General features: G+C 63.7%; 11 protein-coding genes. All 11 read left to right on the forward strand.

Going from position 1 to position 12020, the window contains the following annotated elements; translation table 11 throughout:
- The first annotated feature begins 7 nt into the window (after positions 1-7).
- The 11 genes from DJ563_RS06200 (at position 8) to DJ563_RS06250 (ending at position 11920) form a co-directional block, all read left to right on the forward strand.
- Entirely contained in the window at positions 8-1054 is a 1047-nt protein-coding gene (locus DJ563_RS06200; RefSeq protein ID WP_434519048.1) for a GlxA family transcriptional regulator, read from the forward strand.
- Positions 1055-1291: 237 nt separating this feature from the next.
- A complete protein-coding gene (locus tag DJ563_RS06205; RefSeq protein ID WP_274099705.1) occupies positions 1292-2248 on the forward strand; it encodes a helix-turn-helix transcriptional regulator in 957 nt (318 codons plus the stop codon).
- Positions 2249-2349: 101 nt separating this feature from the next.
- Complete coding sequence (benA, locus tag DJ563_RS06210; RefSeq protein WP_274099706.1) at positions 2350-3708, forward strand: benzoate 1,2-dioxygenase large subunit; 1359 nt, start codon at positions 2350-2352, stop codon at positions 3706-3708.
- Entirely contained in the window at positions 3705-4190 is a 486-nt protein-coding gene (gene benB / locus DJ563_RS06215) for a benzoate 1,2-dioxygenase small subunit (protein WP_261871848.1), read from the forward strand. Before benA ends, benB begins: the two co-directional genes overlap by 4 nt.
- Positions 4191-4260: 70 nt before the next feature.
- A complete protein-coding gene (gene benC / locus DJ563_RS06220; protein WP_434519049.1) occupies positions 4261-5274 on the forward strand; it encodes a benzoate 1,2-dioxygenase electron transfer component BenC in 1014 nt (337 codons plus the stop codon).
- Between the two features lie 55 nt (positions 5275-5329).
- On the forward strand, positions 5330-6091 hold the full coding sequence (locus DJ563_RS06225; RefSeq protein ID WP_274099707.1) for a 1,6-dihydroxycyclohexa-2,4-diene-1-carboxylate dehydrogenase: 762 nt from the start codon (positions 5330-5332) through the stop codon (positions 6089-6091).
- A gap of 56 nt (positions 6092-6147) precedes the next feature.
- Positions 6148-7476, forward strand: a complete 1329-nt coding sequence (locus DJ563_RS06230; RefSeq protein ID WP_434519050.1) for an MFS transporter — start codon at positions 6148-6150, stop codon at positions 7474-7476.
- Between the two features lie 64 nt (positions 7477-7540).
- Positions 7541-8740, forward strand: a complete 1200-nt coding sequence (locus DJ563_RS06235; protein ID WP_434519051.1) for a benzoate/H(+) symporter BenE family transporter — start codon at positions 7541-7543, stop codon at positions 8738-8740.
- A gap of 53 nt (positions 8741-8793) precedes the next feature.
- The gene (locus tag DJ563_RS06240) at positions 8794-10044 is read left to right on the forward strand and encodes an OprD family porin (RefSeq protein ID WP_434519052.1); all 1251 of its coding nucleotides are present in this window, start codon (positions 8794-8796) and stop codon (positions 10042-10044) included.
- A gap of 103 nt (positions 10045-10147) precedes the next feature.
- Positions 10148-11224 (forward strand): metal-dependent hydrolase, encoded by a 1077-nt coding sequence (locus DJ563_RS06245; RefSeq protein WP_274099711.1) that lies wholly within the window; start codon positions 10148-10150, stop codon positions 11222-11224.
- A gap of 3 nt (positions 11225-11227) precedes the next feature.
- On the forward strand, positions 11228-11920 hold the full coding sequence (locus DJ563_RS06250; RefSeq protein WP_434519053.1) for a TraX family protein: 693 nt from the start codon (positions 11228-11230) through the stop codon (positions 11918-11920).
- Positions 11921-12020 lie beyond the last annotated feature (100 nt).

Below are 12020 nucleotides of genomic sequence, written 5' to 3' on the forward strand. Positions count from 1 at the left end.
TGAAACCATGAGCCATTTCGAAAGCATCCTCAAGAACGCCAACCTGGCCCACCTGGACGCGGCGGGCCGCACCGCGCTGTCGATGCCGTGCCAACGCGTCGCCTTCGTGCTGCGCGAGCACTTCTCCATGATGGCCTTCACCGCCGCCATGGACACCCTGGTTACCGCCAACCTGATGAGCGCCACGCCATTGTTCCAGATCCAGGTGGTGGGGGACGGGGCGCAGGTCATGAGCGACCTGGGCATCGCCTTGCCGGTCAACACGCCACTGGCCGAGCTGGATGTGCAGGCTCTGGACAGCCTGTTGGTGTGCGGTGGGTTTCGCGTGCGCCTGGAAAGCGCGCCGCTGCTGCGCGCCAAGTTGCGCCAGGCCGACCTGCATGGCTGCCAGCTTGGCGGTTTGTGGAACGGCGCCTACTTCCTGGCCGAGGCGGGCCTGCTCAATGATCACGACTGCGCCTTCCACCCCGATGGCCGGGCGATGATGAGCGAGCTGTTCCCCAAGGTACGGGTCAGCCGCCAGGCCCATGTCCTGGACCGCCGGCGTTTGAGCTGCGCGGGTGCCAGCAGTGCCCTGGACATGATGCTGGCGTTGCTTGAACACAGTGGCGGCCCGGTATTGCGCCGGGCAGTGGAACAGATGCTGGCGTGCGACCGCGCGCGGGTGATGAGTGATGCGCCGGCCAGCGCAGCGGAAATCGACCCGAGCCTGCCCAAGGGTGTACGTTTGGCCCTTGAGCTGATGCATGCCAATATCGAAGACCCGATCGGCATCGACGAAATCGCCGAGCATGCGGGGTTGTCGCGTCGTCACCTGGAGCGCTTGTTCCGCCGCCACGTGCAGGCGACACCGCCGCGCTACTACCTGGAGTTGCGCCTGACCCATGCACGCCAGCTGCTGCAACACACCAGCAAGTCACTGACCGAGGTGGCGGTCGCCAGTGGGTTTGTGAGTTTTCCGCATTTCTATCGGCGTTTTCGCGAGCTGTTCGCCATCGCCCCGCGCCAGTTCCGGGCGCGCAGCCAAGGCTGGGCGGTGCAGCAGAGCGCATAATAGCGTTCGGTAATCGAACATTAAGCATTGACGCCTTGTCCGCTATCCGCACGCCCATTCCAATCGTCGCATTGCCCAACCCCCGCCTTTTTGCTTAAGTGTGGCCATTCACCGGCTGTCGCCTGCCCCAATTCCCTGCGCCCAGCCCGATAGAATGACCGTGATCGACCGCAACCACTGGCCCCAAGCCCGTAGGGAGCGGCGCCCAGAACAATAACGAAACCGAGTGCCTTGCCTATGGAAAGCCGCCTGCTGAGCGAGCGCAGTAGCGTGTTTCATCACGCCGACCCCTATGCTGTGTCCGACTATGTGAACCAGCACGTGGGCCAGCATTGCATCGGCTTGTCCCGCACCACCCATCCCCAGGCCAGCCTCAGCCACCGCAAGTTCGCCGAACTCGACCTGTGCCGCATCAGCTACGGCGGTAGCGTGCGCGTCACCTCGCCAGCGCTGGAAACCATCTACCACCTGCAGGTGCTGCTCAACGGCAACTGCCTGTGGCGCGGGCACCAGCGCGAGCATCACCTGGTGCCCGGCGAGCTGCTGCTGATCAACCCCGACGACCCGGTTGACCTGACCTACTCGGAAGACTGCGAGAAATTTATCCTCAAGGTGCCGACCCGGCTGCTCGATTCGATCTGTGACGAGCACCGCTGGCAGCGGCCTGATGGCGGCGTGCGGTTCTTGCGCAACCATTACCGGCTGGAGGAGCTGGACGGGTTCGTGAACCTGCTGGCCATGGTCTGCCATGAAGCCGAGGTGAATGAGCCGTTGCCTCGCGTGCAAGGGCACTACAGCCAGATTGTCGCGAGCAAACTGCTGACCTTGATGAGCACCAACATTCGGCGCGAAAGCCTGAGTGCGCCGGCGGCGAGCCTGGAGCGGATCCTGGATTACATCGAGCGCAACCTGAAGCTTGAGCTGTCAGCCGAGGTGCTGGCAGAGCAGGCCTGCATGAGCTTGCGGTCGCTGTATGCGCTGTTTGATCGGCACCTGGGTACCACGCCCAAACATTATGTGCGGCTGCGCAAGCTGGAGCGGGTGCATGCGTGCCTGAGCGATGCCAGTTGCAGCGTGAGGAGTGTGACCGAGCTTGCCATGGACTATGGCTTCCTGCACTTGGGACGCTTTTCGGAAACCTACCGCCAGCGCTATGGGGTATTGCCCTCGGTAACGCTGCGCAACCGCGGTTGATGTGCACAAAGCGGATAGCACTCTGCACGAAAAGGATATTGCCACCACGCCTTGATCCCTAACCTGACATGGTCTGAACAATAACAATGGAGACCCTGGCCATGTCCCTGGGATTCGACTACCTCAATGCCATGCTCGAGGACGACCGTGAACAGGGCATCTACCGCTGTAAGCGCGAGATGTTCACCGACCCACGGCTGTTCGACCTGGAGATGAAACACATCTTCGAGGGCAACTGGATCTACCTGGCCCATGAAAGCCAGATCCCCGAAAAGAACGACTTCCTCACCCTGACCATGGGGCGCCAGCCGGTCTTCATCGCGCGCAACAAGGACGGGGTGCTCAACGCCTTCCTCAATGCCTGCAGCCATCGTGGTGCCATGCTGTGCCGGCACAAACGCGGCAACCGCGCCAGCTACACCTGCCCGTTCCACGGCTGGACCTTCAACAACAGCGGCAAACTGCTCAAGGTCAAAGACCCGAGCAACGCCGGTTACCCCGACAGCTTCAACTGCGACGGCTCCCACGACCTGACCAAGGTCGCGCGTTTCGAGTCGTACCGGGGCTTCCTGTTCGGCAGCCTGAAGGCCGATGTCAAACCGCTGGTGGAGCACCTGGGCGAGTCGGCCAAGATCATCGACATGATCGTCGACCAGTCGCCTGAAGGCCTGGAAGTGCTGCGTGGCGCCAGTTCGTACATCTACGAAGGCAACTGGAAGCTCACTGCCGAGAACGGCGCCGACGGCTACCACGTCAGCTCCGTGCACTGGAACTACGCCGCCACCCAGAACCAGCGCAAACAGCGCGAGTCGGGTGACGAGATCAAGACCATGAGCGCAGGCGCCTGGGCCAAGCAAGGCGGGGGCTTCTATTCCTTCGACCACGGCCACCTGCTGCTGTGGACCCGCTGGGCCAACCCCGAAGACCGCCCGGCATTCGAGCGACGTGATGAGCTGGTTGCCGACTTCGGCCAGGCACGCGCCGACTGGATGATCGAAAACTCGCGCAACCTGTGCCTGTACCCCAACGTGTACCTGATGGACCAGTTCAGTTCGCAGATCCGCATTGCCCGGCCGATTTCGGTGAACAAGACCGAAATCACCATCTACTGCATCGCGCCCAAAGGCGAAAGCACCGATGCCCGCGCCAAGCGCATCCGCCAGTACGAGGACTTCTTCAACGTCAGTGGCATGGCCACCCCGGACGACCTGGAAGAGTTCCGCTCGTGCCAGACCGGCTACGGCGGCGGTACCGGCTGGAACGACATGTCCCGCGGCGCTGAGCACTGGGTCGAAGGCGCCGACGAGGCTGCCCGCGAAATCGAGCTCAAACCGCTGCTGTCGGGTGTGCGCACCGAGGACGAAGGCCTGTTCGTGCTGCAGCACAAGTACTGGCAGGACACCATGATCCAGGCGCTCAAGGATGACCAGCAACTGATCCCCGTGGAGGCCGTGCAATGAGCCTCTATGAAACCGTGCGCGACTTCCTCTACCGCGAAGCGCGCTACCTGGACGATGCCCAGTGGGACCAGTGGCTGGAGCTGTATGCCGCCGACGCCAGCTTCTGGATGCCGGCGTGGGACGATGACGACCGCCTCACTACCGACCCGCAAAGCGAGATATCGCTGATCTGGTACGGCAACCGTGGCGGCCTCGAGGACCGGGTGTTCCGCATCAAGACCGAGCGCTCCAGTGCGACCGTGCCGGATACCCGCACCTCACACAACATCAGCAACATCGAGATCGTCGAGCAAGGCGAGGGCTACTGCCAGGTGCGCTTCAACTGGCACACCCTGAGCTTTCGCTACAAGACCACCGACAGCTACTTCGGCAGCAGCTTCTACACCCTTGACCTGCGCGGCGAGCAACCGCTGATCCAGGCCAAGAAGGTGGTGCTGAAGAACGACTACGTGCGCCAGGTCATCGACATCTACCACATCTGATCCGAGGTAACGCGAGCCGCTCGGTGTGCCGCTTGGCGCGCCGTGGCGACGCTCGCCCGCGAGGTGCTACATGAGCTTCCAGATCGCACTGAATTTCGAAGACGGGGTGACCCGCTTCATCGAGGCCGATGGCCATGAAACCGTGGCCGATGCTGCCTATCGCCAGGGCATCAACATCCCGCTGGACTGCCGCGACGGCGCCTGCGGCACCTGCAAGTGCAAGGCCGAAGCCGGGCGTTACGACCTGGGCGACAACTTCATCGAAGACGCCCTGAACGAGGACGAAATCGCCGAAGGCTACGTGCTGACCTGCCAGATGCGCGCCGAAGCCGACTGCGTGCTACGCATCCCGGCGTCTTCGCAACTGTGCAAGACCGAGCAGGCCAGCTTCGAGGCCGCCATCAGCGATGTGCGCCAGTTGTCGGCGAGCACCATTGCCCTGTCAATCAAAGGCGAGGCGTTGAGCCGGCTGGCGTTTCTGCCGGGGCAGTACGTCAACCTCAAGGTGCCGGGCAGCGAGCAGAGTCGTGCCTACTCGTTCAGCTCGCTGCAGAAGGACGGCGAAGTCAGCTTCCTGATCCGTAACGTACCCGGCGGGCTGATGAGCAGTTTCCTCACCAACCTGGCCAAGGCCGGCGACAGCATGAGCCTGGCAGGGCCGCTGGGCAGCTTCTACCTGCGGCCGATTCAGCGGCCGCTGTTGCTGCTGGCCGGTGGTACCGGGCTGGCACCGTTCACCGCGATGCTGGAGAAGATCGCCGAGCAGGGCAGCGAACACCCGCTGCACCTGATCTACGGGGTGACCAACGACTTTGACCTGGTCGAACTCGATCGCCTGCAGGCCTTGGCGGCGCGCATCCCCAACTTCACCTTCAGTGCCTGCGTGGCCAACCCTGACAGCCAACATCCGCAGAAGGGTTACGTCACCCAGCACATCGAGCCGCGCCACCTCAACGACGGCGATGTGGATGTGTACCTGTGCGGGCCGCCGCCGATGGTCGAGGCGGTCAGCCAGTACGTGCGTGAGCAGGGGATTACGCCGGTGAACTTCTACTACGAGAAGTTCGCGGCGGCTGCGGCCTGAGCGTTCGTGGGGGCTGCCGCTCCCACACAGACAGCATCAATATGGAGCGTTTCAGATGACGTCAAGATTTCACAATAAGGTCGCCCTGGTCACCGGCGCTGCCCAGGGCATTGGCCGAGGGGTGTGCTGGCGGCTGAAGGCCGAAGGCGCACAAGTGGTGGCGGTGGACCGTTCCGAACTGGTTCACGAACTGGCCGGGGAGGGCATGCTGACCCTCACCGCCGACCTCGAGCAGCACAGCGATTGTGCCCGGGTCATGGCCGCTGCAGTCGAGGCCTTCGGGCACCTCGACATCCTGGTCAACAACGTCGGCGGGACCATTTGGGCCAAGCCCTTCGAACACTATGAAGTGGAACAGATCGAGGCCGAAGTGCGCCGCTCACTGTTTCCGACCTTGTGGTGCTGCCACGCCGCGTTGCCCTACATGCTCGAACGGGGGGCAGGGGCCATCGTCAACGTTTCGTCCATCGCCACCCGTGGCGTCAACCGCGTGCCCTACGGCGCGGCCAAAGGCGGCGTGAACGCACTGACCGCCTGCCTGGCCTTCGAAACCGCCGGCCGCGGGATCCGCGTCAATGCTACCGCCCCTGGCGGCACCGAGGCGCCGCCGCGGCGGGTGCCACGCAACAGCGCCGAGCAGAGCGAGCAGGAAAAGGCCTGGTACCAGCAGATCGTTGACCAGACCCTCGACAGCAGCCTGATGCACCGCTACGGCAGCATCGACGAGCAGGTTGGCGCAATCCTCTTCCTGGCCTCCGACGAGGCCTCCTACATCACCGGTGTGACCCTGCCGGTAGGGGGCGGCGACCTCGGCTGAGCCACACCCTAAGGCAAAGGTTTTCTTCCACAACAAAAACAATAGAGACAGCTGCCATGCGAACCCTTGACGTACACCCGATCATCGATAACGCGCGCTTCACACCCTTCCACTGGATGGTCATGGCCTGGTGCGGCCTGTTGCTGATTTTCGACGGCTATGACTTGTTCATCTACGGCGTGGTCTTGCCGGTGATCATGAAGGAGTGGGGGCTGACGCCACTGCAGGCCGGCGCCCTGGGCAGCTACGCGTTGTTCGGGATGATGTTCGGTGCCCTGGTGTTCGGCAGCCTGGCCGACCGGATCGGGCGCAAGAAGGGCATCGCCCTGTGCTTTGCCCTGTTTTCCACGGCAACCATCCTCAACGGCTTCGCCAGCAGCCCCAGCGAGTTTGGCATCTACCGCTTTATCGCCGGCCTGGGCTGCGGCGGGTTGATGCCCAACGCCGTGGCACTGATGAACGAATATGCGCCAAAACGCCTGCGCAGCACGCTGGTGGCGATCATGTTCAGTGGCTACTCGTTGGGCGGCATGCTTTCGGCAGGCGTCGGTATCTTCATGCTGCCGCGTTTCGGCTGGGAGTCGATGTTCTTCGCCGCAGCCGTACCCCTGTTGCTGTTGCCGGTGATTCTCTACTACCTGCCGGAATCCATTGGTTTTCTGGTACGCCAAGGGCGCACCGATGAAGCCCGCGCACTGCTCAAGAAGCTCGACCCCGCTTGCGACATACAGCCTGGCGACACGCTGCAGGCAACGGACCGCAAGGGCGGCGGCAACGCTGTCGTGGAGCTGTTTCGCAACGGCCTGGCCGTGCGCACCCTGGCCCTGTGGCTGGCGTTTTTCTGCTGCCTGCTGATGGTCTACGCACTCAGCTCGTGGCTGCCAAAACTGATGGCCAACGCAGGTTACAGCCTGGGTTCGAGCCTGTCGTTCCTGCTGGTGCTGAACTTTGGCGGCATGGCCGGGGCTATTCTGGGGGGCTGGTTGGGCGACCGCTACAACCTGGTGAAGGTCAAGGTCGGCTTCTTCATCGCTGCGGCACTGTCGATCAGCTTGCTGGGCGTGAACAGCCCGATGCCGGTGCTGTACCTGCTGATCTTCATTGCCGGCGCCACCACCATCGGCACGCAAATACTGCTGTACGCCGGCGCAGCGCAGATGTACGGCCTGTCGGTACGCTCCACCGGCCTTGGCTGGGCCTCGGGGATCGGCCGCAACGGCGCCATCGTCGGCCCGCTGCTGGGGGGCGCACTGATGGGCATCAACCTGCCGCTGCAACTCAATTTCATCGCGTTCGCCATCCCTGGCGCGATTGCCGCGCTGGCCATGGCCGTGCACCTGGTCAGTGGCCGGCGGCATGGCCTGGCTACGGCTGCACAGGCCTAGCAAGACCACAGGCCTTGCAAGAGGCCTGATCCACACACCTGCCCCAAGCCTTGCGAGAGGTGCCATGAAAACCCTGTTCAAGGACAGTTCGCTGTCCGCCATCGTGGCCGGTTGCCTGGCGACGATGATTTCCTACGCCGGCCCGCTGGTGATCATCTTCCACGCCGCCGAGGCCGCGCACATGCCCCACGGCCAGCTGTCGTCCTGGGTGTGGGCCGTTTCCATGGGCAGCGCTGTGCTCGGCGCATTGCTGAGCCTGCGCTATCGGGTGCCGGTGGTGATCGCCTGGTCGATCCCGGGTTCGGCCCTGTTGGTGACTGCCTTGCCGGCACTGGGGCTGGAGCAGGCCGTGGGGGCCTACCTGGTGGCGAACCTGATCCTGCTGCTGATCGGCATCAGCGGGGCCTTCGACCGCATCATCACGCGCCTGCCCGGGTCCATCGCTGCTGGCATGCAGGCGGGCATCCTGTTCAGTTTCGGCACCGAGGTGTTCCGCGCCTTGCCCGTGCAACCGCTGCTGGTACTGGCGATGTTCGTTACCTATGTGCTGATGCGCAGGGTTCAGCCGCGGTATGCGGTGGCCGCCGTGCTGTGCGTGGGGGCCGTCGTCACCGTGGCCAGCGGCGCGTTTCGCAGCGAGGCCCTGGTGCTGCAACTGGCCTCGCCACAGTGGGTTACCCCGCAGTTCAGCCTGGCGGCGGTATTTAGCCTGGCGCTGCCACTGGTGCTGGTGGCCCTGACCGGGCAGTTCATGCCAGGGATGGCGGTGCTGCGTAACGCCGGCTACGCCACACCGGCCAGCCCTTTGATCGGTGCCAGCGCCATCGGCGGCGCCTTGCTGGCACCTTTCGGTTGCCACGGCCTGAACCTGGCAGCCGTCACCGCCAGCCTGTGCACCGGCCATGAGGCCCATGAAAACCCGCGCCGGCGGTATGTCGCGGCCGTCGCCGGCAGCGTGTTGTACCTGCTGTTGGGGGTTGCCGGTGCCACGTTGATGTCGCTGTTTGCTGCCTTCCCTGCGGCATTGATCGCAGCCCTTGCCGGGCTTGCCCTGTACGGGGCGATCAGCGAAGCCCTGGCGCGCAGCCTGGCCGAGCCTACGGAGCGCGATGCCGGCCTGTTCACGTTCCTGGTCACCGCCTCGGGGGTGTCTTTCCTTGGCCTGTCGGCGGCGTTCTGGGGGCTGCTGTTCGGCCTGTTGGCGCATGCGCTGCTCAGGCTGCGTCGGCCGCAAGCGAGCGAGGTATTGCGCCGTACCCCATGAACCCCGTGTTCCCAGCGCTTTATCCATAACAACAAGATCAAGAGAGCTTCGGAATGAACCACACCCCTTGCGTTGCCATCGGCCTGACCTTGCTCAGCCAACCTGTGCTGGCCGCTGATGGCGGCTTCTTCGAGGATTCGAAAGCCAGCCTCAGCGCCCGTAATTACTACTTCAGCCGTGACTTCTCGGACATCGTCGGGGCCAATCAGCAGTCCAAGGCCGAGGAGTGGGCCCAGGGCTTCATTCTCGACTTCAAGTCGGGGTACACCCCCGGCACGGTCGGCTTTGGCGTGGATGCCCTGGGCCTGTTGGGGATCAAGCTCGACAGCAGCCCTGACCGGGTCAATACCGGCCTGCTGCCGGTGCATGGCGATGGCCGCGCCGCAGACGACTACAGCCGCCTGGCACCGACGTTCAAGGCCAGGGTGTCGAAGACCGAGCTGCGTGTTGGCGAGCTGCAACCCAACTTGCCGGTGCTGACCTTCAGCGATATCCGCCTGTTACCTCCGACTTACCAGGGTGTGAGCCTGAGCACGTCCGAGCTGCAAGGCCTGACCTTGCAGGGCGGGCATTTGCGGTCCACGCACCTGCGCAACGAAGGCGGCGACGGCAAGATGAACGCCATGCTCGGCCATGTGCCGATGCGCCAGGCACAAAGCGATGCGTTCAACTATGTCGGGGGCGACTACGCGTTCAATGCGAACCAGAGCAGTGTCAGCCTGTGGTACGGGCAGCTGGAAGACATCTACGAACAAGGTTTTGTCGGCTTCAAGCACAGCAAACCCGTGGGGGACTGGGTGCTGAGTGCCAACCTGGGGTACTTTACCGCCCGCGAAGACGGTGACGCGCTGCTCGGCACTATCGACAACCAAGCCTTCTTCTCGCTGTTCACCGCCCGGCAGGGTGGGCACAGCGTGCATGTGGGGTACCAGGGCATCTATGGCGACAGCCCGTTCCCCCGGGTATTCGCCAACATTTCACCGTTGGGTAACGAGGTTCCCACCTACGAGTTCGCGTATACCGACGAGCGCTCCTATCAGCTGCGCTACGACTACAATTTCGCCGCCATGGGCGTACCCGGGTTGACGGCAGGGGTGCGTTATATCACCGGCAACAATGTCGATACCGGGCTGGGCTACGAGGGCCGTGACCGCGAGCGGGACCTGGATATCGGCTACGCGGTGCAGAGCGGGCTGCTGAAAGGGTTGGGGATTCGGTTGCGCAATGCCATGGCACGGTCCAACTACCGCAGTGATATCGATGAGAACCGCCTGATCCTGGTGTACACCTGGCAGTTGCTGTGAAAACCCATCGCCCGGCCTTGCCACCTTTTGTCACTGAACCGCATTTGCACCGCAGGGCAGGAGGGGGGTAGTTTTCCTGGGTCATCCACACAGGAACTCCCCCTTGGACTCATTGACCCAAGCCGTACTCGGCGCCGCCCTGCAGGGCACTGTGCTCGGCCGCATCCAGGGCCGCCGTTCGCTGCTGTATGGCGCCGCGCTGGGCACCCTGCCTGACCTGGACGTGATCATCCGCTACGCCGACCCGGTCTCGCAGATGACCTACCACCGGGGTTTCTCCCACTCCCTGTTCGTCCTCACCGGGCTGGCCCTGTTGCTGGCCTGGTGCGTCAACAGGTGCTGGCCGGGCAAAGGCTACACCTTGCCGCGGCTGTTCCTGGCGTTCTGGCTGGTGCTGGTCACCCACCCGGTGCTCGATGCCTTTACCGTGTATGGCACGCAACTGTTCTGGCCGCTGTCGGTTACCCCGCAAAGCTGGGCGGCGGTGTTCATCATCGACCCGGTCTATACCGTGCCGCTGCTGGCCGCAGTGGTCTACACCCTTGCCAAGGGGGTGACGGGCAAAGCCGTGAGGCTGATGACCCTGGCACTGGTCTTCAGTACCGCCTACCTGGGCTTTGGCCTGGCCGGGCGCATGCAGGCGGAGCAGCGTTTTCAGGCAGCCCTGGACCACCAAGGCATCACGGCCAGTGACGTACGCGCCGTGCCTATCGCCTTCAACAGCCTGATCTGGCGCGTGCTGGCCAAGACCCCGGACGGCGCCTACTACGAAGGTGTCAGCAGTTGGCTCGATCAACATCCGCCGGAAATGCAGCGCCTGCCCCGCAACCTTGAACTGGGTGCGGCGCTTGCCGCTGCGCCACTGCATCAACGCCTGCGCTGGTTCACCGATGACTGGCTGCGTTACGACGAGGTCGACGGCGCGCTGGTGGTGACCGACCTGCGCATGGGGATCCCAGGCAACTACACCTTCCGTTTCAACATGGCCCACCGCGACAGCCAGGGGCACTGGATTGCCGATACCCCCACGGCATGGCAGGGGGCAGGGGTAGCGTCGATGTTCAACAGCCATGACCTGGCCTTGATCTGGCGGCGCATCGTCGACCAGCAACCGCCCCTGCCGCTGGCTGCCTGGACCTCCCGCTACCTGGCGCCGACGGCGGCACAGCGCGGGCACTAGGGGATGCGCTCGGCAGGGCTGGACCTGGTCAAGTGGGTGGCGATCGTGACCATGGTCGCCGACCACCTGCGCTTTATATGGCCGCGTGCCGAAGGTTTGTTCATCCTTGGCAGGTTGGCCTTCCCGCTGTTTTGCCTGGCTATCGCCGTCAATGTCGGGCGCCAGCACGGAGGGGCGCCGTCAACCGGCGTCAACCTGCGCTACCTGGGCGCGATGCTGGTGTTTTCAGTAGTGTCCGAATGGCCCTACCGTTGGCTAGACAGCGGTTCGCAGACGTTCAGTGTGATGCCGACGCTGGCCCTTGGGCTCCTGGTAGCCGTGGGCGTGCAGCAGCATCAGGTGGTAGCACGGGTACTTGGTCTGGTAGCCCTGGTGGCTGCGGCCCTGTTCAGTGAACGCCTGATGTACGGCCTGGCCGGCGTGCTGTTGCCGCCCGCCTGGCTCATAGCTCGCCGCCTGGGCGCGCTGACGTGGCTGCTGCCGTGCCTGCTGGCAATGGCGGGCAACCTGACCAACGGCTGGTTGCGCGAACATCCGCTCGCGCCGTTCACCCTGCTGACCTTGGCCGCCGCTGCCCTGGCGGTGCCGTTCGGCTGTTTGCTATTACGTCGTGATGAGTGGCGCGTGCCAGCGGTGGGGCGCTGGGGGTACCTGTTCTACCCGGTGCATTTGCTGGTGATCAACGCGCTTATTTGAAGGGGGTACAGGGGCATTTTGCCGGTGAATTCGGGTACAGGATTCAGCTATTTTCGACACTGGTAAAATTGTTAGTAGCTTCTCGCCGACAAAGCGCTCA

The sequence above is a fragment of the Pseudomonas sp. NFX1 genome (assembly GCF_051123555.1).
In the GTDB taxonomy this organism is placed as follows: domain Bacteria; phylum Pseudomonadota; class Gammaproteobacteria; order Pseudomonadales; family Pseudomonadaceae; genus Aquipseudomonas; species Aquipseudomonas capeferrum.